Below are 25,571 nucleotides of genomic sequence, written 5' to 3' on the forward strand. Positions count from 1 at the left end.
TGTTTAAAATCCATGTTGGAGTCCTCCTTGGTTACCTAAGTTAGGGGTCAATTCGGTGCACGATTTGACACCCCGTATCATACCAAGAGGGCTCTTTTTTGTTCAAGTCCCCGAAAATCCTCTTAACAGGAATGCTCCTTATTTATATTATAAACATAACAAATGAAAAATAAATTACTTTTTGTAAAAAATATACTTGACGTAACTAAATTACAGTAATATAGTTACTTACATAAAGTAACCAACTTACTGCAGCTAAGTTTGACCAATTTTAAAGGAGAGTTATGGAAATGATAAATAAGCATGAAGGAGCAGCAACCGTTTTGAGAGTAATTTTAGGAGTTACCTTTTTAATCCATGGAGCAGCGAAGTTCCAGGGGGGCATCGGTAATACAGCTGGCTTTTTTGAAAGCCTTGGGTTGCCTGGATTCTCCGCGTACATTGTTGCCTTAATTGAGCTTGTTGGCGGTTTAGCGATGGTGCTGGGAGTAGGAACAAGAATCAATTCAATTTTATTTGCGATTGTTTTAGCGGTAGCTATTGTAAAGGTGAAGCTTGCCGGAGGATTCCTGGGAAATGGACAAATGGCGGGTTATGAGCTTGATCTGACCCTGCTGGCAATGTCCATCTTCCTTGCCATTACAAACAAATCTCTTTTCGCCCTGGATAATGTAATTTTTCAATCAAAAAATGCTTAAAGGAGGAAGTAAATATGAGTTTTCATCAACCGCCGGTTACTTTTGTAGGCCAAGTAAATCTAAAGGTACAAAGTTTGGAACGCTCCCTTGCCTTTTATCAAGAAGTAATTGGTTTTAAGGTATATGAAAAAACGGATAAATCCGCAAAATTAACTGCCGATGGAAAAACTGTCCTATTAAGCCTTGAGCAGCCATCGGATGTGATCCCGAAGAAGGGAAGAACTACTGGATTGTATCATTTCGCGCTTCTGCTGCCTGACAGGACTGACCTGGCAAAAGTACTGAAGCATTTCCTGCAGACTGGATATCCATTGCAGGGGGCATCTGACCATCTTGTAAGTGAAGCTCTGTATTTAGCAGATCCGGATGGAAATGGAATTGAAATCTATACAGACAGACCAGCATCCCAATGGGAATGGAATGAGCAGCAAGTGGTGATGGCCACTCAGGCTCTGGATGCAGAAAACCTTCTTGCAGAGGTAAAGGAGCAAGCCTGGAATGGGCTTCCTGCTAGAACAGTCATGGGACATATCCACTTACATGTAGCAGAACTAGCAAAAACAGAAGAGTTTTACACACAGGGACTTGGTTTTGACGTGGTAAGCCGATACGGACCACAGGCTCTCTTCATTTCTTCAGGAAAGTACCATCACCATATTGGGCTGAACACCTGGAATGGCTTGGGTGCCCCTGTACCACCTGTTAATAGTGTAGGGCTTGAATCTTTTGCTCTAGTTTTGCCGGATGAAGCGAGTTTGAATGAAACAATCGCCTCGCTGAAAGAAATTGGCGCATCTGTTGCAGAAGAAAATGGCATATCCATAACCGCAGATCCTTCGGGAAATAAAATCAGGCTGGAAACAGCTAAGTAAATTGAAAGAATAGAAGGTGAAAATAATGGGTTTATTAGATAAATTTTTTGGAAGACAAAAGAAGGAGGAAACAATCATGACAACAGAAAAAATGAATATCGGAATTATTTTAGGAAGCACAAGACAGGGACGTGTCAGCCCCCAGGTTGGCGAATGGGTAAAGGGGATTGCTGACAAACGTGAAAATGTAAATTATGAGATCGTGGATATTGCTGATTTTGAATTGCCTTTCCTAGGCACAACTGATGGTTCTGAGCCAGGGATTGCTGCCTGGAATGAAAAGCTTGCAAGCCTTGATGGTTTCGTATTTATTGTTCAGGAGTACAATCACAGTATTACAGGTGCCTTGAAAAACGCGCTTGATTTTGCACGTGAAGCATGGAACAACAAAGCTGCTGGAATCGTAAGTTATGGTTCGACGGGTGGAGCAAGGGCAGCTGAGCATTTAAGAGGGATCTGTGGTGAATTAAAAATTGCCGACGTCCGTACACATCCGACATTATCCCTATTTACAGACTTTGAGAACGGTACAGAATTCAAGCCACAAGCCCTGCACCTCGATAACATCAATGCGATGCTGGATGAGGTTGAGGCATGGAGCGGTGCACTGAAAACTTTGAGGTAAGCATTTCTTTTGACCTTTGATTAAAAACGGATTAATATCTCGAAGTAAGCTATTTTAATTTCGAGATTTATTTTTCTCGAAATAGTTTAAAATCAACAAAGAATAGGTGGGAATTACAACATGACTAAAGTTTTATATATCACAGCACACCCGCTAACTGAAGAACAATCCTTCAGTCTTGCAGCAGGAAAAGCGTTCATCGATACGTACAAAGAGCAGAACCAGAATGATGAAATCATCCATCTGGATCTATATAAGGAAAACATTCCCCACATCGACGCCGACGTATTAGGCGGATGGGGCAAGCTTCAAAAAGGTACTGAGTTCTCTGCTCTATCCGCAGAGGAACAGGCAAAGATCGGTCGTCTTGCTGAACTGGTTGACCAGTTCACAGCAGCAGACAAATTTGTTTTCGTGACGCCGCTCTGGAACTTCTCATTCCCGCCAGTCATGAAGGCATATCTGGACGCAGTGGCTGTAGCAGGCAAAACATTCAGGTATACGCAGGAAGGTCCTGTCGGCTTAATGACAGACAAAAAAGCCCTTCATATCCAGGCACGCGGAGGTTACTACTCAGAAGGACCAGCAGCGAACATGGAGATGGGAAACCGCTATATCGAAACGATAATGCATTTCTTCGGTGTACCTTCAATCGAATGCCTATACCTTGAAGGCCACAATGCAAACCCAGAAAAAGCACAAGAAATCAAAGAAAACGGAATCGCGCGTGCTAAGGATTTGGCACACACCTTCTAATGAGTAAAAAACGAAGCAGGCCGGTTCTATTACCGGCCTGCTTTTATACTATTTCAATGTAATGATAAGGTCTTCTCCAACTTCAAGGACACAATTGGTACGATCCTTGACTGGCGCGAAGGTCATAATGTATTCGTCTTGTCCGCCTTCAACTTCTCCTTTGCTGAAGATTGGATCAGCTTTTTCGCCAGCCGAGCTCAAGAAGACACCGGACTTTTTATAGTCAACACGGTAGCCGAATTCTTTATCAAACTTCCTGGCGTTGAGATATTTATGTTCTAACTTGCTCATCACTCTGGTTTATAGCTAAATGATAACACCTTTCAATTAAAATCAATAATTAATTATAATTATTTTAATTAAGTAATCAATATAAATTATTAATCTCCCTATGAGTATATGAATTAGCTATTTTTGATTCCATGTGTTGGATATGAGTTGGTCGATATATTGGGGAAAGTGGTCGATATATATACAAATGTGGTCGATAAAATCAAAAATTCGCTGATATATTGCAAAATGTGGTCGATATATTTTGTTTTTCGCCAATAAAATAAAATACCTCGCTGTTAAACAGGTGATTATCAGTCAGGATCCTGAGATTAAATTTCGTGATAGTTATAGCAAGTTACCAAGTTACAAACCTGTAACACTATGTAAAATTTGAACCGTTAACTTACAAGTCTGGTTATAGAAGGAAAGCCGACGGGAATGGAATAAACTTCTAGGTTTAAAAGGAATCAAGCGTTTGCAATGGATAGAAGACTTTTCCCCTCAATGGCACTTATTGGACAATGAATATCTATGTTACAACTGCTAGCCTTATTAGTAGAGAAACAGAGCAACTCTACTGGGAGGTATGGAAAATGAGAAAAATGAAAAAAATGAAAAAAACATTGGCAACGCTAACAGCGGTGGTATCCTTATCTTTATTTTCAATGGGCGCAGCTGCTGAAGCGGCAACTTACCAGGTGAAAACAGGAGATACAATGTGGGGAATCGCCAGCAAGTATGGTGTGCCATTGACAGAATTGAAGAAAGTGAATAATAGAACTAGCACTCTACTATATCCAGGACAAAAGTTGACCATCCCGGCTGCAACAGTATCAGCAGCAGATCAGGACTTGCTTGCAAGGCTGGTCCATGCTGAAGCTAAAGGCGAGCCATATGCAGGGAAAGTAGCAGTAGCGACTGTTGTCTTGAATAGAGTAGCATGCCCGGATTTCCCTAACACATTAAAAGGAGTTGTCTATGAAAAGGCAAACGGCTACTATGCTTTCACTCCTGTAAAAAATGGCGCGATCAATAAGCCGGCAGATGCAGAAGCCAAGAAAGCTGTGAAAGAAGCGCTAGCATTCAGAGGGCAAGGAAGCGGCTCATTGTTCTTCTTTAACCCTAAAACAGCAGTAAGTAAATGGGTGTTTTCAAGAGAAGTGACCGTAACAATTGGAAATCATAGATTTGCTAAGTAACCTTAACAAAAGGTCACCAAAGTTTCATGAACTAAACCGGAAAAAAGCCGTGCAGATTCTCAATCTGTACGGCTTTTTCTCAATTGGTTTTGCGGGGACTTTTTGCATGACACTTAAAGTAAAAAAACTTGTTAAATATTCAAATAAAACATACTATTTAATTGCAATACATAGCGAATGGAGGAATGTTTTTTGATAGTAAAATCACGTGTAGAATCCCTTGAACTGCAGATTCTGAGGATACTGAATGCCCGTATGAACTTGTCTCCGAAAGAATACAGTAACTATCTCTACCTGGAAAAAGGTTATGAAGGAGAAGTAATTTTTGATCGCAAGATGGAGGAGATTGAAAAAGGCTTCTTGGTTATGAATGATCTACTCCTTGAACATGGAAATACCAAATTTCAAATCGATTCCCTATTCATCTCCAGGATCATCCATTTGTTTGAAGTAAAGTATTTCGAAGGCGATTATTATACTGAAGGGGATAGGTGGTATACAAACAATGGAGTAGAAATCAAGAATCCTCTACATCAAATGGAAAGAGCAGAGTCTCTCCTTCGAAGGTTGGTACGAGACCTTGGATTCAACATTAATATTGAATCAACTCTAGTCTTCGTGAACCCGAACTTTTACCTCTATCAAGCTCCGCGTAATTTACCAATTATCTTTCCTAACCAGATTCCAAGACTTCTTCATAATCTGCATAAACAAATTACCCCAATAAAAAATACTCATACAAATCTATCAGATAGGCTGCTTTCCCTGCATTCCCACGATTCACCGTATAAGAGGCTCCCTGAATATAATTTCGAGAAATTGAAGAAGGGAATAGCCTGTTCTCATTGTCATACATTGAATACCATAGTCACGAGAAAAACATTAATATGCAATAATTGCGGGAAGCGGGAAAATATTCATGAAGCAGTATTAAGAAGTGTTAGGGATATCCTATTACTTTTTCCGGAAGAAGCATTAACAGTCAATATGGTTCATGAATGGTGCAATTCTATTAAAACCAAAAAGCCCATTAGAAACACTCTTTTAGAAAACTTTACATTGATCGGCGCTGGCCGTTCGGCACACTATATAACTAAAGATGAATAACGGAGCATGGCTAATAGGGTACCATGGAGAACAAGATATTCTTATGAGGTAAAATCCAGTTACAAAAGGGCACCGTTTAAGCCCAATCGTATCCTTATGAGGTAAAATCCAGTCACATAAGGGTACAGTTCAAGCCTAATCGTATCCTTATGAGGTAAAATCCAGCCACATAAGGGTACGGTTCAAGCCCAATCGTATCCTTATGAAGCCGAATCCAGTTATATAAGGGTACGGTTCAAGCCTAATCGTATCCTTATGAAGCCGAATCCAGTTATATAAGGGTACGGTTCAAGCCCAATCGTATCCTTATGAGGTAAAATCCAGCCACATAAGGGTACAGTTCAAGCCTAATCGTATCCTTATGAAGCCGAATACAGTTACATAAGGGTACATTTCAAGCCCAATCGTATCCTTATGAGGTAAAATCCAGCCACATAAGGGTACGGTTCAAGTCTACTCATATCCTAATGAAGCCGAATACAGTTACATAAGGGTACATTTCAAGGTTTAATGCGCTATCTTGCAAGTATCCTAACGATTTGATCCTCAACCTTCCTTCCTTCTCGGTCATCCAGTAGGTTATTCAGCATAATCGAAAAAATAAGAGTGTCCCCGCTAGCTGTTTTTACGTAGCCTGCTAGCGTACTTACACCTGTCAGCGTCCCTGTTTTAGCGGATACACGGTCCTTCAGGTGCTCTTCTTTCAGCCTATTGCGCATTGTTCCACCGGCCATTCTGAGCTCATCTCCGGCAACTGGAAGTGAATGCTGGAAAGCAGGGGACCATTTCTCACTCTGAACAAGATATAGTAACTTTGAGATTTCATTCGCTGGAATGAGATTGGCATGAGAGATTCCAGATCCGTCTCGCAACACAAGCTGGCTAGTGTCAATCCCAATTCTGGAAAGCTCTGCATCCATGACCTCAAGTCCTTTTTCCCAGCTGCCTTCACCCTGAACGACCTTACCCATCTCCTTTACCAGTACTTCAGCGTGTCCGTTATTGCTTAATTTCATGAAGGGTATCATCAGGTCTGCAAGCGGCATTGATTTATGAGAAACTATCCTGGTCATTGTCTCCGTCGCACGTCCTTTTATAATTTTCCCAACAACTTTTATCCCATGGTCTTCTAATGACTTTTTAAAAAGACTTCCTGCATAAAGGGAAGGCTCCCAGACGGCAACCCATTCTCTTGCTTTATGAGCGGAGACCGGGATTGTTCCCCTTACTGAAATGCTATTCGACCCATGCTCTCGTTCAATTATTATGTCATGTTCTCCCTCGGAATCTACAGTTACCGTTTCATTTAAGATTTTTACATAATCGGTTTCAGGCTCAAGTAAAAGATTTGCTGCTTTTCCTTTCTTTCCTGGTAAAATATTGACAATAACAGTGCCTGCATCATAATCCTGATTCGGCGAAGCAGTAAGGGCGGAAACCTGGGCGCCATAATATTGATGCTCATCATTCCAGGTTAAATCTTCAGAATAACGGACATCATCATACCAGCTATCATCAGCCACTAAATCGCCGGCCACCTCCTTGATTCCTTTACTCTTAAGTCTCTTTGCCATCTCATCAAAGTCTGCCGGAAGCAAGGTCGGATCACCCATTCCTTTTAGATAAAGGTCACCAGCAAGCGTTCCGCCGTCAATTTTTCCATCTGCCAATACTTCAGTTGTAAAGCGGTATTCTTCCCCTAAAACCGAAAACGCCGCAGCAGCTGTAAACATTTTCAGCACAGAGGCAGGCTGCAACCGAGTATCACCAATATGCTCGTACAAAAGCCTTCCATCTTTCGCAGACCTGATGCTGACACCAGCCAAAGCTCCATCAAGTACCGTTTCATTTGCTAACAGTTTACTGATTTCTGATGAGAGCTTCCCGCTAGGTTCAACTGCCTTAGCCGGCGGTTCTTCAGTATGAAAAAACGGAATGATGGCTAAGATGGTAACAAGTGAAAATATGATGATTGCTGTAGTTTTTTGTTTCAATTTTTTGTTCATTCCTTTCATGTATCAACTGTATTCGACAGGAAATTTCCCAATAACCAACTAGTAGAGTCTATGATAATGTTTTAAATAATATAAGGTTCAGGAGGGAAAAAATGTACCGATACTTTTTGAATACCTTACTCATTCTAGCCATCGGAGCAGGATTTTACTTCTATGTTCAACTGATTTTTTCAAAGGTGACAGATCCTCTTTACGGAACATTGGCGCTTCTAGCAGGCAGCATGTTTGCGGCAGGGATTTCAAGAGAGCTTCTGTTACTCTCACAATCCAGGAGAGAGAACAGTCAAATTTAAGACCTAATGTACTACACCCTAATTCATGGGGTGTATTTTTGTTTTTTAAAAGAATAAATAGCTTTTATGATAGGTACTATTAGGGGGTATGATAAAATAAGTTTAAAAGATAAAAGGGGGTTTTTAGATGGACATTTTAGAGCCCGAAGTGAACCCATCTGAATGTGGTGACAGCTGTTGCTCATCAGAACGAAAGAGCCATCACTCTGAAAAAACGAAAAAGAATCTTGTGACGAGATTGAATCGGATAGAAGGACAAATTCGCGGCATCAAAGGCCTGATTGAGAGAGATACATATTGCGACGATGTCATCACGCAAATTTCCGCAACACAGGCTGCCTTGAACAGTGTGGCTAAACTTCTGCTCGAAGGCCATATGAAATCATGCATCGTCGAACGAATTCAGGATGGCGATAATGAAGTCATTGATGAGCTGTTGACAACGATTGAGAAGTTGATGAAAAAATAAAAGGTTGTATTGTTTTTCATTTAACCTAATGTTCTGTATAATGACTCTAACTTAATACATTCCTTCGGGGTCGGGTGAAATTCCCAACCGGCGGTGATGAAGCGATGCTTCTTAGTCCGTGACCCGGTTAACATTTGTTAAACGGTGGATCTGGTGAAACTCCAGGGCCGACAGTTAAAGTCTGGATGGGAGAAGGAAAAAAACGAGGATTTAACGAAGCGGGATAAGTATGCCCTTTTTAGACCCTCTAGTTTGCCATTGCCTTTTTTGGGACCCCGAAGCAATTTTGTTTCGGGGTTCTTTTATTTTTACATTGCCCGAGGGAAAAATTAGAAAGGAGGGATTAATGTGAACGATCAGGACTATATGGCACTAGCCATCAATCTCGCCAGTGCAACCGAAGGACAGACCTCCCCAAATCCCCAGGTTGGTGCTGTTCTTGTAAAAGACGGCCGGATCATTGGGATGGGTGCCCATTTGAAGGCTGGAGAGCACCATGCTGAAGTACACGCAATCTCCATGGCAGGTGAAAAAGCCAAAGGTGCCACACTATATGTGACTCTTGAGCCATGCAGTCATTTCGGGAAGACGCCGCCATGTTCAAATTTGGTTATAGAGTCAGGAATCAAGAAAGTTTTTGTCGCCTCGGTCGATCCGAATCCGCTTGTCGGCGGGGCAGGAGTGAAAAAGATGCTAGAGGCAGGCTTAGATGTCCAGGTTGGGTTAATGGAGGAAGAAGCAAAAGCCCTGAATAAAGTATTTTTTCATTACATAAGCACTGGCTTGCCCTATGTTACGTTGAAGTCAGCCACCAGCCTTGATGGAAAAATCGCTACTGTGACTGGTGAGAGCCAGTGGATTACAGGTGAAGAGGCAAGAAAGGATGTCCATCAGTTTCGCCATACACATGACGCGATACTGGTTGGCGTCAACACCGTCATCAAAGACAATCCTAGCCTGACGACAAGGCTTGAAGCTGGCGGGAAAAATCCGGTGAGGGTCGTTCTGGACAGCGCACTTCGCACCCCTCTGGATTCAAGAATCATAAATGACAGGGCTGCACAAACCATTATCGTGACCGGAGCACGGGCAGAGCCTGAAAGAATAAAGCAATTTACTAAGTTAGGCATAGAGATTATCGGGTTAGAAACCGAGAAAGTCGGGATTCATGACATGCTGAAAAAACTGGGAGACCGAGGCATCAATTCTGTCTTCGTAGAAGGCGGAGCTGAGGTCCATGGCAGCTTTTTAAAAGAAAAGGCCTTTCAGCAAGTGATCACGTATATTGCTCCAAAGCTGCTCGGCGGGAAAAATGCTCCGGCTGCCTACGGAGGCGAAGGCATTGCCCGGCTTGAGGATACAGTTTCTTTAAAAATCATAGATGTAAAACAAATTGGCCAGGATATCCGAGTCATTGCCGAGCCGGTTTAGAAGGAGGTTTGTATGTTTACGGGGATCATTGAAGAAATCGGGACGGTCGCCAATATTCAGCATAGAGGCGAATCATTTGTCCTTACCATTGACGCAAGGAAAGTCCTTACAGATGTCCATCTTGGAGACAGCATTGCTGTTAACGGAGTATGCCTGACCGTCACTTCCTTTACCGAGAACAGATTTACAGTTGATGTCATGCCGGAAACGGTCAAAGCTTCCAGTCTGAAGACGGTAAAAAGAGGATCGAAGGTGAATCTGGAAAGAGCGATGGCAGCGGGTGGCCGGTTCGGCGGACACTTTGTCGCCGGCCATGTGGATGGAGTCGGGGTCATCAAAGGAAAGAATCAAATAGAAAATGCCGTTTACTATGAAATTCAAGTAGAGCCTGAATTATTGAAATATGTCATCATGAAAGGTTCTGTCGCTGTTGATGGTACAAGCCTGACTGTTTTCGGGATTTCAGAAGACAGCCTGACTCTATCGTTGATTCCGCTCACCTTAAAAGATACAGTCTTAGGGTTCAAGGAAAAAGGGGACATCGTCAATATTGAATGTGACATGATTGGCAAGTATGTGGGGCACTTTTTGAGCAACCAGTTTCCGTCAGCACCAAAACGAGGGAACAATATTACAGCCCAATTCTTAGAGGATAACGGGTTTATGTGAGGGTGATGAAAATGTTTGATCCAATTGAAGAGGCTATATATGAACTCATGCAGGGAAATGTAGTCATTGTTTGTGACGATGAAGACCGTGAGAATGAAGGAGACTTCATCGCTCTGGCAGAGAAGGCAACACCAGATGTCATCAATTTTATGGCAACACACGGTCGGGGATTGATTTGTGTACCAATTGAACAGGATTTAGCCCAGAAGCTAGATTTAATGCCGATGGTATCACGGAATACGGATCCACACGGTACGGCTTTTACCGTCAGCATCGACCATAAGTATTCAACAACCGGGATATCCGCTTTCGAACGCTCGGCCACTGTATTAAGCATGCTTGACCCGGAATCAAAGGCCGCTGATTTTAAAAGGCCTGGACATATTTTTCCGCTTGTTGCCAAAAAAGGCGGAGTACTAAGGAGAGCTGGCCATACGGAGGCGGCGGTTGATCTCGCTAAATTAAGCGGTGCCAAGCCTGCCGGGGTCATCTGCGAAATCATGAATGAAGATGGCACGATGGCTCGAGTCCCAGAGCTGCGCAAAATTGCAGACCAGTTCGATTTGAAAATGATTACGATAAAAGATCTCATTCAATATCGCAATCGGAAGGACCAGCTGATCAACAGAGAAGTTGAAATCAATCTTCCTACTGAGTTTGGAATCTTCAAGGCAGTCGGTTATTCAAATGTAGTAGATGACAAAGAGCACATTGCCCTAGTAAAAGGAGAAATCGATCCGGACGAGCCGGTGCTTGTCAGAGTCCATTCCGAATGTTTGACAGGAGATGTGTTCGGTTCCTTCCGCTGTGATTGCGGCCCGCAGCTGCATGCGGCATTGAGCCAGATAAACAAAGAAGGGCTCGGTGTACTATTATATATGCGCCAGGAAGGCAGAGGCATCGGCCTGATGAACAAGCTTCGCGCGTATAAACTTCAGGAAGAGGGATATGACACCGTAGAAGCCAACGAAAAGCTTGGATTCGGTGCTGACCTGCGCGAATATGGAATTGGAGCTCAGATCTTAAAAGACCTTGGCATCAAGCAAATTAAATTGCTGACCAACAATCCAAGGAAAATCAAAGGGCTTAAGGGATATGACCTGGAAGTTGTCGACCGTGTGCCGATCCAAATGCCTACAAGGGAAGAAAACGAGAATTATTTAAAAACAAAACATAGCAAATTAGGCCATTTACTTAATTTTTAAATGGAAATCAAACCATCTAATTGGAGGAATAGGACATGAACAGAACTTTTGAAGGTAATTTAGTAGGAACAGGTCTTAAAGTCGGAATCGTTGTCGGCCGTTTCAATGAATTCATTACAAGCAAGCTTTTGGGCGGCGCGCAGGACGCGTTGAAAAGACACGGGGTTGAGGAAGGCAATGTCGATGTTGCCTGGGTTCCGGGTGCGTTCGAAATTCCATTGGTCGCGCAAAAAATGGCTAAAAGTAATAAGTATGACGCGGTCATCACATTAGGCACAGTCATCCGCGGATCCACTCCACACTTCGATTATGTTTCCAATGAAACAGCAAAGGGAGTATCAGCTGCAGCGATGAATTCAGGTGTTCCGGTCATCTTTGGGGTATTGACAACAGATACCATTGAACAGGCAATCGAACGTGCTGGCACAAAAGCTGGCAACAAAGGCTGGGACGCTGCAATGTCCGCGATTGAAATGGCGAATTTGATGAAGAATATTGAAATGTAAAAGTTTTTGAAGCTGCAGGCATCCTTGTCTGCAGCTTTTTTATTGGATAAAATTAGCCCCTCGAGTCCCCAGGGCATTTCTAATTCATAATTCCACCTTTAACGCAAAAATCTTCCCCATATTTTAAAACCCTTGCCGCAGTTTGTTAATAATTTGTTCATATTTTCTGGTTAAGATGAAGACAAGTTAGAAGCGAGGAGGAAAAACCATGAACGATTTTGAACAGAGTTCGCGGTACCAGGAACCGGTGCCGGTCAAAAAATCATATACATTCAAAAGCATAATGTCCACTGTTATGGCTGGGGTAGTCGGTTCGGCGATAACACTTGCGGCGGTGAATTTTACAGAAGCTGACGCAGGAAATCAGCTGCAGCCTCAAACAGAATCAGTCACAGAAAATAATTCAAATATCGTCACGACACCAACCTCATCAAAAAGCTCTGGATCGATTGCTGATATCATTGAAACTTCTTCGAAATCAATTGTCGGCATCACCAATATTCAATCGCAAAGCAATCCATTTGCGCAAAGCCAGGGAAATGTTGAGAGCGGGTCTGGTTCTGGGGTTATTTTTAAGAAAGAAGGAAGCAGTGCTTTCATCGTCACGAACAATCACGTCATTGAAGGTGCTTCTAAGGTTGAAGTCTCCCTGTACAATGGAGAGAAAGTTGATGCAGAAGTTGTCGGTGCCGACGCATTGACCGATTTAGCGGTTGTAAAAATTGATGCAGCTAAAGCAGCGGATGTCATCGAATTTGGTGATTCTTCTGTATTAAGGGCTGGCGACCAGGTCCTGGCTATCGGCAACCCGCTTGGCCTGGACTTATCGCGGACTGTGACTCAGGGAATCGTTAGTGCCGTAGACCGTTCAATCTCTGTGCCAACCTCTGCCGGCGAATGGGAAATGAACGTGATCCAGACAGACGCCGCAATCAATCCGGGCAACAGCGGCGGCGCGTTAATCAATACGGATGGAAAAGTGATTGGCATCAACAGCTTGAAAATATCGCAAAATGGCGTTGAAGGCCTCGGGTTTGCGATCCCGAGCAATGAAGCTTTGCCAATCGTAAACCAACTGATTGAAAAAGGAAAAGTAGAACGACCTTATTTAGGTGTAAGCCTTGCTGATCTGGCGCAAATTCCAGATATGTACCTCGAAAACCTGCCAGAGAGCGTGGACTCTGGGACGATGGTTACCTATGTTGACCCTAATTCCGCGGCTGCTGCCGCAGGACTCCAGGAACAGGATGTCATCGTGGGGATCAATGATGAAAAAATAGGCAATGCAAGTGATCTAAGAAGATATATGTATACGAAACTTCAAACTGGCGACAATGCCGAATTAAAAATATACCGTGACGGCAAGCAACAAACCTTACAGGTAGCATTGTCTGCTGCTAATGCAGAATAAATGGAGGAAAATAATGATTTCTTTTATGAAAAATAATAAACTCTTAATGATATTTACAGCGGTTTTCTTAGGGATTATCCTAATTTTTGCAACAGCTTTTACAAAAACAGAAACTGCAGCGAGCATCGATGAGGAGAAAATCACGAAGGAAGAATTGAACACGAAATTAACGGAAATGTATGGTGCCGATATGTTGGATACTTTGATCACAAACAAAGTGATTGAAATGGAAGCTTCAAAAGAAAAGGTAAAAGTAACGGGGAATGAGATCGATGAAGAGTTAACAAAATTGCAGGAATCATATGGCGGTGAAGAAGCATTTGCTTCGGAACTTGAGCAAAAGCAGGTATCAATGGACAGAATCAGGAAGGACATCGAAATATATCTGCTCGCGGAAAAAATGATTCAACCTTCCGTTGATGTGACTGAAGAGGAAATGAAAACATACTTCGAGGAGAATAAAGATTCTTTTGACCAAAAGGAACAGGTTAAGGCGAGCCATATATTGGTGGAAGATGAAGCAACGGCTAAGAAAGTCAAGGAAGAGCTTGAGAATGGAAAAGACTTTGCTGAATTGGCAAAAGAATATTCAACAGACTCATCCAATTCGGCTAACGGTGGAGACCTTGGATATTTCGGAAAGGGGGAAATGGCCGAGGAATTCGAGAAGGCAGCATTCGCATTGGAAGTCGATGCAATCAGTGAGCCAGTAAAAACAGAGTTTGGCTACCATATTATCAAGCTTATTGATAAAAAAGCAGCGAAGGCCGCAGAGTTTGATGATCATAAGGAAGATATTAAAGAGTTGTTAGTTGACCAAAAAATCCAGGCTGAGTATCCAAACTGGCTGGAGGAGAAAAAAGCGGAATATGAAATAAAAAATTATCTATAGTTAGTTATTGAGCCTCTGCAGCATTTTGCAGAGGTTTTTTTAATGAAAAATGTAACCAATTATAAAAATTCTAAAATTATTTAGTTGCAGGTCAAGTTTCCTTTACGATAAAATGTTGACCAAAGGCAACTTTTTAATTCGAACGCATATATTGTTTTTTAGTAAAAGGAATCCTGCACCCTAAAAGTTGACCAAAGGAAACATTTTAGTGTTCGGCCATAATTTGGTCATAAAAATGCCCAAAAGTTTTGTGCGTGAAACAAATTTCGTTTTGTGGCATAAATTAAGAATTATTTTTTTCTTTTTATGAAATTCGACGGGCAGGCTCAAAATTGATATTCAAAGGAGAATAAAAATGACAGAGGAAATTTTATTCGCATTTGGTTTGACATTGTTTGCAGGTCTTGCCACTGGGATCGGCAGTATTCTTGCCTTTTTTACATCGCGGACCAATACAAAATTTCTTTCGATAGCACTTGGGTTTTCAGCAGGTGTGATGATTTATGTGTCGATGATTGAAATCTTTGTCAAAGCGAAGGATTCTCTCGTTTCTGCGATGGGCGTACAATTAGGCAACTGGGCAACGGTCGGCGGTTTTTTCGCGGGTATCCTGTTAATTGCCTTGATCGATAAGTTCATACCAAAGCAGGGAAATCCTCATGAACTGAAAAAAGTCGAGGATATGAATGCTCCTTCAAAAGCTTCAAATGACGCTGCTCTGCTGAAAATGGGAACATTTACAGCTCTCGCGATCGGGATACACAATTTCCCTGAAGGGATCGCAACCTTCACATCGGCCATCCAGGACCCGGCTTTGGGTGTGGCAATTGCCATCGCGATTGCCATCCACAACGTTCCTGAGGGAATCGCCGTTTCCGTACCAGTCTATTTTGCGACTGGCGATAAGAAGAAAGCCTTTAAACTATCATTTCTGTCAGGTCTTTCCGAACCGATTGGCGCACTTGCAGCATATCTATTCTTAATGCCATTCCTGAATGACATTATGTTTGGCGTCATTTTCGCAGCTGTAGCTGGCATCATGGTATTCATCTCACTAGATGAATTACTGCCGGCGGCAAAAAAATACGATGAATCACATCTAGCTATTTACGGTTTAATTGCCGGGATGGCAGTAATGGCCGTCAGTCTCCTGCTATTTATATAAGGTGTAATTTCCTGCACGAAAGAGTGACCTGTAAAAAAATGGTCACTTTTTTTGGTTCTTTGGATATTGGGAAAATTCAAAACAGTTCTTTGTACATATGATTTTTTTGTAAACGTGTAAATCATCCTGATTCGAAAGACTCAAAAATGAATAGTTTAGCATATTGATATTATCAGAATATTTTAAATATAATAGAGCCCGTAAAACCGGCAACACCAAAAAATGCAGAGGAGTGGTTGAATGAAAAAGAAGAAAGTACTAGGAGCCGCACTATTAAGCATAACAATGGGGTTATCTATGTTTACGGCGGGGGCATTTGGCCAGGCACCTGAGGCACAGGATTCATATCGGGTATTAATCCAGGGTCCGACAGCTGAAAAAGCGAAGGCTAAGGATCAATACGGTGCAAGATGGGATTTTGGAACAAATGGTTTTACAACAACGGTAAATGCGAAGCAATATCAGGCACTACTTCATAATAAGAATTTAAATGTGGAAACAGTTTCTCAGGTGAAGCTGGAAGCAAAGCCAGGCTCAGGCGCTCAAGCTGCGCCATCTGACCGTACACCATGGGGGATGGAAGCAATCTATAATGACAGCAGCCTTCAGGCAACATCCGGCGGCAACGGTGTTAAGGTAGCGGTCCTTGATACAGGAGTAAATGTTGCTCATACCGATTTAGCTGGCAGCGATGAACAATGTAAGGACTTTACTAATCGCCGGACACCATTAGTAAATGGTTCTTGTACAGATAAGAATGGTCACGGTACTCACGTTGCCGGCACCGTCTTGGCACACGGAGGATCTGGAAATGGAATTTATGGTGTAGCTCCTGAAGCGGAACTGTGGGCATATAAGGTTTTGAATGACCAGGGCTCAGGCTATTCGGATGACATCGCTGGTGCGATTCAGCATGCTGCAGATGAAGCAGTTCGCACAGGCTCGAATGTTGTCATTTCAATGTCACTTGGATCAAGCAGCAAGAGCACGCTGATTGCTGATGCTGTTGATTATGCATATGGAAAAGGTGTCCTCGTCGTGGCAGCGGCTGGAAACAGCGGACCGAGTGCCAATACCATTGGTTATCCAGGTGCGTTGAAAAATGCAGTCGCAGTCGCAGCTCTTGAGGATGTGCAGGAAAACGGTACATACCGTGTCGCAGACTTCTCTTCCCGCGGAAACCCCCTGACTGACGGTGACTATGTGATCGGTGAGCTCGATGTGGAAGTATCCGCTCCAGGAAGAGCAATCGAATCAACCTGGTATGACGGTTCATACAACACAATTAGCGGAACATCAATGGCAACTCCGCACGTTTCCGGATTGGCAGCGAAAATCTGGGCAGCAAATCCAAGCATGAGCCATACACAACTTCGCGCGGAACTCCAGAACCGAGCAAAAGCGAACGATATCCTTGGCGGATCAGGAGCAGCATCTGGTGATGACTATGCATCAGGCTTCGGATTCCCGCGTGTGAAGTAAATATTGAATGAAAAACCGCTTAATCAGAGAACTTGATTAAGCGGTTTTTTTGTTCTTCGCGAACTGGAAAAAAACGCTCGGAATTTCCAGTTCGCCAATATAATTCGATTTTCGCCAATAAGTATGTGGATATCGCCAATAAATAAATTTTTTCGCCAATAAAAATTGAAAATCGCCAATAAAGTTGTGAAAATCGCCAGTAAAATGATTCAGGAATGAAAAAGCATGGAATTTTACAATGAAGATTGGTCATTATCATGCTTGTTAAGTGGCATCGTTGCGATATATAACTAAAAGTTAAAATTTTTATAGCGACTTTTCTTTTTTTATAGCGAGTTTCAACCTTTTATAGCGACTTTTTTATTTTTATAGCGAGTTTCGACTTTTTATAGCGAATTGGAAATTTCTCGCGATTTTTTCCAGTTGCAAAATAGGGAATCGGTTTAAAACTTCCTCTTACTATAAAAATTCTCTGTAAAATAAGGCTCATGCTTCGGACCGAACGCGACTCCGACACCGAGCAACTTGAAATCAGATTTCAGTATATTTTCGCGGTGTCCGAGTGAGTTCATCAAGCCTTCGTGGGCGAAAATGCTGCTGAATTGTCCATAGGCCAGATTCTCCCCGGCGACGGAAAACGCAATATCATCCTCTTCCATCCTGTCAAAAGGCGACTGTCCTTCGGGGTTCGTGTGACTGAAATATGAGTTTTCCGCCATATCGGCACTGTGCTTGCGGGCAGTTACCTTGACCTGATCGTCCCACTCAAGAACACCCAACCCGTGAACAAGCCTAGAAGCATTAGTCAAATCGAAGAGCTGATATTCAAAACCTTCCTTCAATGCCTCACTAGCCTCAGTATAAAAGCCTGCCTTGCTTTGTTCCAGTTTTTCGCTGACAATCTGGATTGCCGTCACAGTGTTATTCTTATGTTTATCATAAAAAACAGTCACATAGCTGTCATCCAAATTATAGACGTCATATTCCTGATCTTTTTGGAACTGGTAATAGACAAGTCCCTTCCTAATCTCGCTAAGCGGCTCGCCAAGCGTCTGACGGACTGTATCTTTTGGAGCACCATACTTGATTCCATTTTTAGCCGCAATCAAATCCTGGTTTGAGTACAATGCATTCACAATCCCATCTTTGCTGTATGAAACCATGATAAAGTTTTGGAAATTCTCGTGATAGGCATGCCATTCAGTTCCGTACTCGTTCACGGAAACACGTTTCGGTGCGCCAAGCTGAGCTTCTACATCACCCTTTGTATCACCAATGCCAATATTATGGATGGTGAATGTTTTCTCAGAAGGGGTTTCCAGCTCTGGTTTAGCCACTTTAGGCAAAAGGTTTTGCTCACCCTGAGTCAATTCTTCCTTTTTCTCATTTAGCTGCCATATCAGCTGATTTATCCCGCTGTTCACCGTTTCCAATGCTTTGCTGAGTTCAGGATTTTCTTTTAACTTATCTATTTCAGTATTTAAACTTTGAAGATCTTTTTCATTCGTTAAAAATGGCCATGCAAAGTAAAGCAGTGCCCCAAAAATTAAGAGGGAAAATAAACGTCTCAAGAGTTTTCTCACCATCCTTAGTTCCTTATCACCAATATACCCATTAATACTTGATTAAAAAAGCATACTAGCTTGGTGACAGGGCAAACTTTGTTTAGTAAAACTATCCAAACTTAAAATATGTGAAATAATTCACATAATGTTCATAACTCTGCTGATCATAACTTATGATTCAGTAGTATTATTACTATCTCGATAGTGTTTATTTTGCCAGGAGGTTTTATAGTGAAAAAAATGTTGCAAATCATCATTGGATTAGGACTTATTCTGACACCTTTTTATACAAATGCTCACGTAAAATGGTTTACCGAGGTGGCACCAAAAAAAGAATCGATTGAGAATATACTTTCACCGCTTTTCATGGGGCTTGCCTTACTGGCGGCATTTGTTCTCGCTTCATTGACTATAATTATTCCAAAAATGGCTCAAATGCAGCTAATCAAAAAGTGGGATGATTACCTTTCAGGCTTCCGGAAATATTCCAGGTATTTATTGAAATACGGAACGGCAGTCGCTTTGATTATCCAAGTCACAAACGGTACCTTGTTTGCACCGGAGTTCCAGTTGGACAGCACCTTGATGACGGTTTTAGCGTGGATCACGATTGGCCTCCTCCTTGTTCCGCACCATATCGCAACAAAATTAGGGGCAGCCATTTTACTGATCCTATTCATCATGGTCACTGTAAAGCATGGTATTTTTTATATGCTTGATTACGGTTTTTATGTGGCTATCATCGGCGTGCTGCTTGTCGGCAGCACTAAGCTTGAAAACGTTGGCTTCCCATTTTTATATTTGGGGACAGGACTTTCATTATGCTGGGTCGCCGTAGAAAAATGGGTATACCCGACCATGTCTCTGGATATCGTCGCAAACCACCAGGTGCCTACTTTCGGCTTTGTACCAGGAGCCTTCATCGTAATGGCGGCTTTTGTTGAATTCGTAGTCGGCTATTTGCTTGTAGTCGGTATTCTGAATCGAGTGCTAGGTTTCGTTGTCACAACCATCTTTATTTTAACGACCATGTTATTCGGCTCTACAGAAATCATCGGCCATTTCATGATCCATATTGTCTTGGTCATCTTCATCATCGAAGGCGTATCCTTCTATAATCCGCCAATCAAAATGCACAAAACAAGAGTGGACCAATTCATCTTTATATTCTTGAACTTCATTTTCGTCTTATCGACCTTTGTGTTGATTTATTATCGTTTTGCTTAAACAGCCTTCAATAGGGGCTGTTTTTTTCTTTTTAGAATTATCAGACCTTTTGTTGACGCTTGCTTCTGTTCTTGTTACGATTTCTCTAGTTGCAAATGGAATGGGAGAGATGACGATGAAGCCTTATTCTTTTCAACCTGATGCGGAATATGCCGCACAGCTTGACCGTGAAGATCTATTAGCCCGTTACCGGGATGAATTTTACCTGAAACCTGATTCAATCTATCTCGATGGAAACTCGCTTGGTCTTCTATCCAAGAGGGCTGAGCAAACATTGCTTGAATCATTGGCCGACTGGCGTGAGCGTGGGATCGATGGCTGGATGGAAGGCAACCACCCTTGGTTCTATTTATCTGAAAGACTAGGAGAATTGACAGCTCCGCTCGTTGGTGCTGCTCCTGAGGAGGTTATTGTAAGCGGATCCACAACGGTCAATTTGCATCAGCTGGTGGCTACTTTTTATAAGCCGGAGGGGAAGAGGACAAAGATTCTTGCCGATGAATTGAATTTCCCTTCTGATATCTATGCGCTTCAAAGCCAGCTGCGAATCCATGGCTATGATCCAGATACGCATCTGATTAGGGTGAAAAGCAGGGATGGCAGGTTCTTGGATGAGGACGATATCATTGAGGCGATGACAGAAGAAATTGCGCTTGTCGTGCTGCCGACTGTGCTGTACCGCAGTGGGCAAATCCTCGATATGGAGCGGCTGACAAGGGCGGCTCACGACCGGGGGATCCTGATTGGTTTCGATGGCTGCCATTCAATTGGAGCGATTCCGCATGCCTTCTCTGATTGGGGAGTCGACTTTGCCTACTGGTGCAATTATAAGCATTTGAATGGCGGGCCAGGAGCAGTCGCAGGTCTTTATGTGAACTCGAGCCATTTCGGCGCGAAGCCTGGACTTGCAGGCTGGTTTGGTTCTCGGAAAGACAAGCAGTTTGATATGGAGCATGTACTGACACCAGCGGAGACTGCCGGTGCCTACCAGATTGGAACACCACATGTATTGAGCCTCGCACCTTTACTTGGCTCATTGGAAATGTTCGCAGAGGCTGGAATTGAGAATATCCGTGAAAAATCATTGAGGATCAACGGTTATTTAATGGACTTAATTGAGCATGAGCTGCCAGATGCCGGGTTTAAAATCGGCAGTCCTGTAGAGGATTTCAGACGTGGCGGCCATGTCAGTCTTGAGCATAAAGAAGCGGCAAGGATATGCAAGGCGTTAAAGGAAAAAGGAATCATACCTGATTTCCGCGCTCCGAACATTGTCCGGCTGGCACCTGTGGCTCTTTACACTTCTTACACGGACGTCTGGAATTCTGTCCAGATTTTAAAAGAAATAATGGGTAAAAAATTATACGAGAAATTCAGTAATGAGCGCGAAGTTGTGGCGTAAGGGGGAGGAACCTGGCATGAAGGAAGAACAAAAAACTTCACATGAAATTCATACCGATTTTTCAAAAGAGCTGTCTTACGGAAGTTATCTGCAGTTGGATAATATCTTATCGAGCCAGCACCGCTTGTCTGATCACCATGATGAAATGTTATTCATCATCATCCACCAGGCTAGCGAGCTATGGATGAAGCTGATTTTACATGAAGTAAGCGCGGCGATTGACTGCATCCGCAAAAATGACCTGGAGCCATCTTTCAAGATGCTGTCGAGGGTTTCAAGGATCCAGCAGCAGCTGATTCAGTCGTGGAGTGTGCTATCGACGCTGACTCCGGCTGAATATATGGAATTCCGTGACAAGCTTGGCCATTCATCCGGTTTTCAATCCTATCAGAACCGTTTGATTGAATTTGCTTTGGGGCAAAAACAAGCCCACGTTTTATCTGTCTATAAACACGATGCCGACCTGTATAAAAAGATGGAGGACGCGCTGCACGAACGGTCGATTTATGATGCGGCGATCAGTGCGATGGCGATGCGTGGCCTGCCGATAGATGATGCGGCCTTAAATCGTGATTGGTCCGCACCGTACGAACCAAATGCCAGTGTCGAGGAAGCATGGCTGACGGTGTACCGTAACGTCGATCAATATTGGGACTTGTATGAGCTTGCGGAAAAGCTTGTCGATATCGGCAGCCAGCAGCAGCTTTGGCGTTTCAATCATATGAGTACTGTTGAACGGATTATCGGCCACAAAACTGGAACAGGCGGTTCCGCCGGTGTATCCTATTTGAAAAAGGTCGTAGACCACCGATTTTTCCCTGAGCTATGGAGCCTGAGGACGAAGCTATAAAATAAGGGCTGATTTCGTAGAGATTTTTGTTAAAATCCTAAAGCCGATTTTAACGTGTATAAAGCCATTTTGCTGATCGGTATTAAGTTTGCATGCTCTTTTCTCATTATAAAGGAGTCAAGTATGCAAAGAAAAAGTGTCAATCAATCCTATTTTGTAGTCAATAGCAACAAAGTTGGAGAAAAGAGCTTAAAAGAAAGAAGGAAACAGTATGGGAAATTGGATTGATATTTCGCAAGTTTTACATGATAACATTCCTGTTTGGCCTGGCGACACGCCATTTCATTATGAAGTGAGCTGGGGAATGGAAGAAAGCGGCTCTGTGAATGTCGGACAGGTAACGATGAGCACGCATACCGGCACACATATCGATGCACCTTTTCATTTCGAAAACGATGGAAAAAAAGTGATCGATCTCGATTTTAACCTTTATATCGGCCCTGCAAAGGTCATCCACTTGCAAAATCCAGCCCGTATCGGAGTTAAGGAAGTAGAATCTTTGGATTTGCAGGGGGTCAAGCGTTTGGTGATCCGTACGGACGCATGGCAGGATAAGTCTGTGTTTCCGGAGTCGATTCCGCATATCGAGCCTGAATTGGCTGCTTATCTTGCTGAGCATGGAGTGCAATTGCTTGGCCTTGACTTGCCATCGGTTGACCCATTAGACAGCAAGGAACTGAGTGCACATCATGAATTGAACAACCAGGGCATTCATATTCTTGAAGGATTGGTACTCGATCAAATTGAACCAGGAGAATACGAGCTCGCAGCTCTGCCTCTGCCGCTGGAGCAGGCGGATGGCAGTCCTGTGAGAGCTGTTATTCGAAAAAAAGATTAAACTGAAGGGCTGTCTGATCATTCGATTGGGCAGCTTTTTTGTCGAAAATTTTAGATGGAATTGTATTGACCAGTGTGGTCAATGAGGGATACAATAGAATTGACCGATGTGGTCAATAAGAGTTTTTAAGGAGGGCGTTATGTCTTCAAAATTTTTAAGCCTGAATCATGAAAAGCAAGAACGAATCCTGAACGCCGCTCTAAAGGAGTTTGCCCTGAAAGGATACGAAAATGCATCCACGAATGAAATCGTCAAAACAGCAGGCATCTCGAAAGGGCTGCTTTTCCACTATTTTAATAACAAGAAAGAACTTTATCTATTTATTTATAACCACTTTGCGGATGTGGTGGTAGAAGAATTCTTTAATGAATTGGACCTGGATGAACGCGACATTTTCGAACGGATGAAAACGCTGATGATCCTGAAAAATAAACTGATGGCGAGGCATCCGGAAGTATTCGACTTCATGGTGGCAGCTTCCATGGAAACCGCGAAAGAAGTAAAGGAAATACTGAATAACACAAAAACCGAACTGATCCAGGCAAGCTACAGCCGTTTATTCGAGAATATCGACATTACCATGTTCAGGAATGGTGTCGATATCAAAAGAGCGATCAACATCATCATGTGGACGCTCCAGGGGTTCAGCAACCAGGAACTAGAAAAAGCCAAAAAGCTGAACCAGCCACATCACGACTTTGATGAAGCATTTAAAGAAGCCGAAGTGTATATCGAGATGATGAAGAAGGCTTTTTACAAGACTGTCTAAGAAAAAGAGAATGAAGAGATAAAAAGAATTAGAATCTGGGAGGGTCTGGCATGAACGTGATCGAGATTAAAAATCTGACTAAAATGTACGGCAAAGCCAGGGGAATTGAGGAAGTTAGTTTCAATGTGAAGGAAGGAGAGATTTTCGGGTTCATTGGCCCGAATGGTGCGGGAAAATCAACGACAATCAGGACGTTACTATCATTGATTTACCCAACGAGCGGCAGCGCGACGATTTTCGGAAAGGATATTATCACGGCCGCTCCGGAAATCAAAAGGGATATCGGGTACCTGCCATCTGAGGTATTTTACTATGACAATATGAAGGTTATGGATCTGCTCAAGTATTCAGCCAGCTTTTACAAAAAGGACTGCACCAAACGGATTAAAGAGCTTGCTGAAATCATGGAGCTCGACATTACGAAGAAAATCGATGACCTTTCGCTTGGTAATAAAAAGAAGGTTGGCATCGTCCAGGGGTTACTTCACGAACCGAAGTTGATCATTCTTGATGAACCGACGAGCGGTCTCGATCCGCTCATGCAGCAGAAGTTCTTTGACCTTCTTGAAAAAGAAATCAAGAAAGGCGCGACGATCCTGTTTTCTTCCCACATTCTCAGTGAGGTGCAGAGGCTTTGTGACAGGGTTGCGATCATTAAGGACGGCCGGATTGTCACTGTCGAGAAAATCAGCACGCTAAAAGAAAACACATACAAGAAATTCAAAATTGAAACCAATTCCGTAATCGATAAAAATATTTTCAATATCGACGGTGTGAACCAGCTTGAGCAGGACGGCGGAACGGTCAGCTTCCTCTTCAGGGGCAACATCAACTCCATCATGAAAAAAATCGCCGAAATTGAGATTGCGAACCTCTGGGTGGAGGAGCCTGACCTAGAAGAGATTTTCATGCATTACTATGAAAAGGAGGAATAGAACATGAATATATTCCTTCATGAACTGAAGGCATACCGAAAGTCGACTATTATCTGGACCTTGTCGTTGGTGGCGATGGTTGTCTTGTTTTTATCAATGTTTCCTTCCTTTTCAAAGGATGCAGAAGAGTTCAAGAAGCTGCTTGAAGGCTTCCCGGTTGAATTGAGGAAAGCGATTGGATTGTCGGTGGACAGCATCGCGACATTGATTGGATTTTTTTCATACGCATTCCTTTACCTGAAGCTAGCCGGCGCCATCCAGGCTATGAATCTTGGCACTTCGATACTATCAAAGGAAACGAGAGAAAAGACAGCTGACTTCCTGCTCACTAAGCCAGTGACAAGAGCTCAGGTAGTCACTTCTAAACTGTTGGCAGCGCTGGTCTCGCTGGTGATCACCAACATCGTTTTTATCGCAGCGACTTTCGTGATGGCATCATTCGTGGCAGAGGATGATTTTAACAGAGAAGCTTTATTCTTGATTGCTATTTCCCTGTTTTTCATACAGCTTATGTTCATGGCACTGGGAATTATCGTTTCTGTGATCGCCCCAAGAATTAAATCGGTGATTTCTGTTTCACTAGGCACTGTTTTTGGATTTTTCATGCTTGGGATGATCAGTTCGACGACTGAAGATGAAGCTTTACGTTATTTGACGCCGTTCAATTATTTTGACTCCACTTACATCACGCAACATTCAAGCTACGAAACTTCATTTGTCATAGCCGGGGTAATTTTTATCATCGCTGCGATCTCGGCCAGCTATTATTTTTATGCAAAAAAAGATGTCCATTCCGTTTAGGGAGGAGGGAAAGCTATGAATCTTTTTAAAAGGGAAATGAAAGCAAATCTCAAGTCGCTCATCATTTGGTGTATCGGTGTCATCTTCATGGTCGCCTCGGGCATGGCCAAGTACTC

General features: G+C 42.8%; 26 protein-coding genes and 1 riboswitch. Of the genes, 23 read left to right on the plus strand and 3 right to left on the minus strand.

Features of this window, described 5'->3' with window-relative positions:
* Positions 1 to 290: 290 nt before the first annotated feature.
* The 4 genes from ACH0QE_RS00920 to ACH0QE_RS00935 all read left to right on the plus strand — a co-directional run bounded on the left by ACH0QE_RS00920 (position 291) and on the right by ACH0QE_RS00935 (position 2,951).
* Positions 291 to 698: a DoxX family protein gene (locus tag ACH0QE_RS00920; protein WP_415798868.1), complete on the plus strand. Its 408-nt coding sequence runs from the start codon at positions 291 to 293 to the stop codon at positions 696 to 698.
* 14 nt (positions 699 to 712) lie between these two features.
* Positions 713 to 1,570 carry a VOC family protein gene (locus ACH0QE_RS00925; protein WP_415798869.1) on the plus strand — a complete coding sequence of 286 codons (858 nt, stop codon included), beginning with the start codon at positions 713 to 715 and terminating at the stop codon, positions 1,568 to 1,570.
* 25 nt (positions 1,571 to 1,595) lie between these two features.
* On the plus strand, positions 1,596 to 2,195 hold the full coding sequence (locus ACH0QE_RS00930; protein WP_415798870.1) for an NADPH-dependent FMN reductase: 600 nt from the start codon (positions 1,596 to 1,598) through the stop codon (positions 2,193 to 2,195).
* Positions 2,196 to 2,315: 120 nt separating this feature from the next.
* A complete protein-coding gene (locus tag ACH0QE_RS00935) occupies positions 2,316 to 2,951 on the plus strand; it encodes an FMN-dependent NADH-azoreductase (RefSeq protein WP_415798871.1) in 636 nt (211 codons plus the stop codon).
* Positions 2,952 to 2,999: 48 nt separating this feature from the next.
* On the opposite strand, the gene ACH0QE_RS00940 is transcribed toward ACH0QE_RS00935, so the two are convergent.
* Entirely contained in the window at positions 3,000 to 3,242 is a 243-nt protein-coding gene (locus ACH0QE_RS00940; protein WP_415798872.1) for a hypothetical protein, read from the minus strand.
* 584 nt (positions 3,243 to 3,826) lie between these two features.
* Between ACH0QE_RS00940 and ACH0QE_RS00945 the strand changes: the two genes are divergently transcribed.
* Positions 3,827 to 4,423: a cell wall hydrolase gene (locus ACH0QE_RS00945; RefSeq protein ID WP_415798891.1), complete on the plus strand. Its 597-nt coding sequence runs from the start codon at positions 3,827 to 3,829 to the stop codon at positions 4,421 to 4,423.
* 192 nt (positions 4,424 to 4,615) lie between these two features.
* A complete protein-coding gene (locus ACH0QE_RS00950) occupies positions 4,616 to 5,530 on the plus strand; it encodes an NERD domain-containing protein (protein ID WP_415798873.1) in 915 nt (304 codons plus the stop codon).
* A 515-nt stretch (positions 5,531 to 6,045) separates the two neighbouring features.
* Here the strand turns inward: ACH0QE_RS00950 and dacB are convergent.
* The gene (gene dacB, locus ACH0QE_RS00955; protein WP_415798874.1) at positions 6,046 to 7,536 is read right to left on the minus strand and encodes a D-alanyl-D-alanine carboxypeptidase/D-alanyl-D-alanine endopeptidase; all 1,491 of its coding nucleotides are present in this window, start codon (positions 7,534 to 7,536) and stop codon (positions 6,046 to 6,048) included.
* Positions 7,537 to 7,637: 101 nt separating this feature from the next.
* Here dacB and ACH0QE_RS00960 point away from each other — a divergent pair, with 101 nt between their 5' ends.
* From ACH0QE_RS00960 to ACH0QE_RS01005, 10 genes are all read left to right on the plus strand, one after another.
* The gene (locus ACH0QE_RS00960) at positions 7,638 to 7,838 is read left to right on the plus strand and encodes a hypothetical protein (protein ID WP_415798875.1); all 201 of its coding nucleotides are present in this window, start codon (positions 7,638 to 7,640) and stop codon (positions 7,836 to 7,838) included.
* 127 nt (positions 7,839 to 7,965) lie between these two features.
* Positions 7,966 to 8,307: a metal-sensitive transcriptional regulator gene (locus ACH0QE_RS00965; RefSeq protein ID WP_415798876.1), complete on the plus strand. Its 342-nt coding sequence runs from the start codon at positions 7,966 to 7,968 to the stop codon at positions 8,305 to 8,307.
* Between the two features lie 56 nt (positions 8,308 to 8,363).
* A riboswitch (FMN riboswitch) is annotated at positions 8,364 to 8,508 on the plus strand.
* A gap of 147 nt (positions 8,509 to 8,655) precedes the next feature.
* Positions 8,656 to 9,738, plus strand: a complete 1,083-nt coding sequence (ribD, locus tag ACH0QE_RS00970) for a bifunctional diaminohydroxyphosphoribosylaminopyrimidine deaminase/5-amino-6-(5-phosphoribosylamino)uracil reductase RibD (protein WP_415798877.1) — start codon at positions 8,656 to 8,658, stop codon at positions 9,736 to 9,738.
* A 12-nt stretch (positions 9,739 to 9,750) separates the two neighbouring features.
* Complete coding sequence (ribE, locus tag ACH0QE_RS00975) at positions 9,751 to 10,407, plus strand: riboflavin synthase (protein ID WP_415798878.1); 657 nt, start codon at positions 9,751 to 9,753, stop codon at positions 10,405 to 10,407.
* A gap of 11 nt (positions 10,408 to 10,418) precedes the next feature.
* On the plus strand, positions 10,419 to 11,612 hold the full coding sequence (locus tag ACH0QE_RS00980) for a bifunctional 3,4-dihydroxy-2-butanone-4-phosphate synthase/GTP cyclohydrolase II (protein ID WP_415798879.1): 1,194 nt from the start codon (positions 10,419 to 10,421) through the stop codon (positions 11,610 to 11,612).
* Between the two features lie 35 nt (positions 11,613 to 11,647).
* Entirely contained in the window at positions 11,648 to 12,118 is a 471-nt protein-coding gene (gene ribH / locus ACH0QE_RS00985; RefSeq protein ID WP_214910015.1) for a 6,7-dimethyl-8-ribityllumazine synthase, read from the plus strand.
* A gap of 208 nt (positions 12,119 to 12,326) precedes the next feature.
* Complete coding sequence (locus ACH0QE_RS00990; protein ID WP_415798880.1) at positions 12,327 to 13,529, plus strand: S1C family serine protease; 1,203 nt, start codon at positions 12,327 to 12,329, stop codon at positions 13,527 to 13,529.
* Positions 13,530 to 13,542: 13 nt separating this feature from the next.
* Entirely contained in the window at positions 13,543 to 14,421 is an 879-nt protein-coding gene (locus ACH0QE_RS00995) for a peptidylprolyl isomerase (RefSeq protein WP_415798881.1), read from the plus strand.
* Between the two features lie 355 nt (positions 14,422 to 14,776).
* The gene (zupT, locus tag ACH0QE_RS01000; RefSeq protein WP_415798882.1) at positions 14,777 to 15,586 is read left to right on the plus strand and encodes a zinc transporter ZupT; all 810 of its coding nucleotides are present in this window, start codon (positions 14,777 to 14,779) and stop codon (positions 15,584 to 15,586) included.
* Between the two features lie 240 nt (positions 15,587 to 15,826).
* Entirely contained in the window at positions 15,827 to 17,068 is a 1,242-nt protein-coding gene (locus ACH0QE_RS01005; RefSeq protein ID WP_415798883.1) for a S8 family peptidase, read from the plus strand.
* A gap of 443 nt (positions 17,069 to 17,511) precedes the next feature.
* On the opposite strand, the gene ACH0QE_RS01010 is transcribed toward ACH0QE_RS01005, so the two are convergent.
* Positions 17,512 to 18,639 carry a CAP domain-containing protein gene (locus tag ACH0QE_RS01010; protein ID WP_415798884.1) on the minus strand — a complete coding sequence of 376 codons (1,128 nt, stop codon included), beginning with the start codon at positions 18,637 to 18,639 and terminating at the stop codon, positions 17,512 to 17,514.
* Positions 18,640 to 18,873: 234 nt separating this feature from the next.
* Between ACH0QE_RS01010 and ACH0QE_RS01015 the strand changes: the two genes are divergently transcribed.
* From ACH0QE_RS01015 to ACH0QE_RS01045, 7 genes are all read left to right on the plus strand, one after another.
* Complete coding sequence (locus ACH0QE_RS01015; protein ID WP_415798892.1) at positions 18,874 to 19,860, plus strand: hypothetical protein; 987 nt, start codon at positions 18,874 to 18,876, stop codon at positions 19,858 to 19,860.
* A gap of 115 nt (positions 19,861 to 19,975) precedes the next feature.
* Entirely contained in the window at positions 19,976 to 21,262 is a 1,287-nt protein-coding gene (kynU, locus tag ACH0QE_RS01020; protein WP_415798885.1) for a kynureninase, read from the plus strand.
* 16 nt (positions 21,263 to 21,278) lie between these two features.
* Positions 21,279 to 22,112 (plus strand): tryptophan 2,3-dioxygenase, encoded by an 834-nt coding sequence (gene kynA / locus ACH0QE_RS01025; protein ID WP_415798886.1) that lies wholly within the window; start codon positions 21,279 to 21,281, stop codon positions 22,110 to 22,112.
* Between the two features lie 211 nt (positions 22,113 to 22,323).
* Positions 22,324 to 22,950, plus strand: a complete 627-nt coding sequence (kynB, locus tag ACH0QE_RS01030) for an arylformamidase (protein ID WP_415798887.1) — start codon at positions 22,324 to 22,326, stop codon at positions 22,948 to 22,950.
* Between the two features lie 139 nt (positions 22,951 to 23,089).
* The gene (locus tag ACH0QE_RS01035) at positions 23,090 to 23,719 is read left to right on the plus strand and encodes a TetR/AcrR family transcriptional regulator (protein ID WP_415798888.1); all 630 of its coding nucleotides are present in this window, start codon (positions 23,090 to 23,092) and stop codon (positions 23,717 to 23,719) included.
* Between the two features lie 50 nt (positions 23,720 to 23,769).
* On the plus strand, positions 23,770 to 24,654 hold the full coding sequence (locus tag ACH0QE_RS01040) for an ABC transporter ATP-binding protein (RefSeq protein WP_415798889.1): 885 nt from the start codon (positions 23,770 to 23,772) through the stop codon (positions 24,652 to 24,654).
* A 3-nt stretch (positions 24,655 to 24,657) separates the two neighbouring features.
* The gene (locus ACH0QE_RS01045; RefSeq protein ID WP_415798890.1) at positions 24,658 to 25,455 is read left to right on the plus strand and encodes an ABC transporter permease subunit; all 798 of its coding nucleotides are present in this window, start codon (positions 24,658 to 24,660) and stop codon (positions 25,453 to 25,455) included.
* Positions 25,456 to 25,571 lie beyond the last annotated feature (116 nt).

This window comes from Mesobacillus sp. (assembly GCF_047739415.1).
Lineage (GTDB): Bacteria > Bacillota > Bacilli > Bacillales > Cytobacillaceae > Mesobacillus.

Bases quoted from the DNA above. Each gene is read 5' to 3' on its own strand.
- ACH0QE_RS00965 (WP_415798876.1), top strand. From the start codon at position 7,966: ATGGACATTTTAGAGCCCGAAGTGAACCCATCTGAATGTGGTGACAGC.
- ACH0QE_RS00935 (WP_415798871.1), top strand. From the start codon at position 2,316: ATGACTAAAGTTTTATATATCACAGCACACCCGCTAACTGAAGAACAA.
- ACH0QE_RS01035 (WP_415798888.1), top strand. From the start codon at position 23,090: ATGTCTTCAAAATTTTTAAGCCTGAATCATGAAAAGCAAGAACGAATC.
- dacB (WP_415798874.1), bottom strand. From the start codon at position 7,536: ATGAACAAAAAATTGAAACAAAAAACTACAGCAATCATCATATTTTCA.
- ACH0QE_RS00930 (WP_415798870.1), top strand. From the start codon at position 1,596: ATGGGTTTATTAGATAAATTTTTTGGAAGACAAAAGAAGGAGGAAACA.
- ACH0QE_RS01015 (WP_415798892.1), top strand. From the start codon at position 18,874: ATGTTGCAAATCATCATTGGATTAGGACTTATTCTGACACCTTTTTAT.
- zupT (WP_415798882.1), top strand. From the start codon at position 14,777: ATGACAGAGGAAATTTTATTCGCATTTGGTTTGACATTGTTTGCAGGT.
- ACH0QE_RS01045 (WP_415798890.1), top strand. From the start codon at position 24,658: ATGAATATATTCCTTCATGAACTGAAGGCATACCGAAAGTCGACTATT.
- ACH0QE_RS00945 (WP_415798891.1), top strand. From the start codon at position 3,827: ATGAAAAAAATGAAAAAAACATTGGCAACGCTAACAGCGGTGGTATCC.
- ACH0QE_RS01005 (WP_415798883.1), top strand. From the start codon at position 15,827: ATGAAAAAGAAGAAAGTACTAGGAGCCGCACTATTAAGCATAACAATG.
- ACH0QE_RS00940 (WP_415798872.1), bottom strand. From the start codon at position 3,242: ATGAGCAAGTTAGAACATAAATATCTCAACGCCAGGAAGTTTGATAAA.
- ribE (WP_415798878.1), top strand. From the start codon at position 9,751: ATGTTTACGGGGATCATTGAAGAAATCGGGACGGTCGCCAATATTCAG.
- kynA (WP_415798886.1), top strand. From the start codon at position 21,279: ATGAAGGAAGAACAAAAAACTTCACATGAAATTCATACCGATTTTTCA.
- kynB (WP_415798887.1), top strand. From the start codon at position 22,324: ATGGGAAATTGGATTGATATTTCGCAAGTTTTACATGATAACATTCCT.
- ACH0QE_RS00980 (WP_415798879.1), top strand. From the start codon at position 10,419: ATGTTTGATCCAATTGAAGAGGCTATATATGAACTCATGCAGGGAAAT.
- ACH0QE_RS00990 (WP_415798880.1), top strand. From the start codon at position 12,327: ATGAACGATTTTGAACAGAGTTCGCGGTACCAGGAACCGGTGCCGGTC.
- kynU (WP_415798885.1), top strand. From the start codon at position 19,976: ATGAAGCCTTATTCTTTTCAACCTGATGCGGAATATGCCGCACAGCTT.
- ribH (WP_214910015.1), top strand. From the start codon at position 11,648: ATGAACAGAACTTTTGAAGGTAATTTAGTAGGAACAGGTCTTAAAGTC.
- ACH0QE_RS01040 (WP_415798889.1), top strand. From the start codon at position 23,770: ATGAACGTGATCGAGATTAAAAATCTGACTAAAATGTACGGCAAAGCC.
- ACH0QE_RS00995 (WP_415798881.1), top strand. From the start codon at position 13,543: ATGATTTCTTTTATGAAAAATAATAAACTCTTAATGATATTTACAGCG.
- ACH0QE_RS00920 (WP_415798868.1), top strand. From the start codon at position 291: ATGATAAATAAGCATGAAGGAGCAGCAACCGTTTTGAGAGTAATTTTA.
- ACH0QE_RS00960 (WP_415798875.1), top strand. From the start codon at position 7,638: ATGTACCGATACTTTTTGAATACCTTACTCATTCTAGCCATCGGAGCA.
- ACH0QE_RS00925 (WP_415798869.1), top strand. From the start codon at position 713: ATGAGTTTTCATCAACCGCCGGTTACTTTTGTAGGCCAAGTAAATCTA.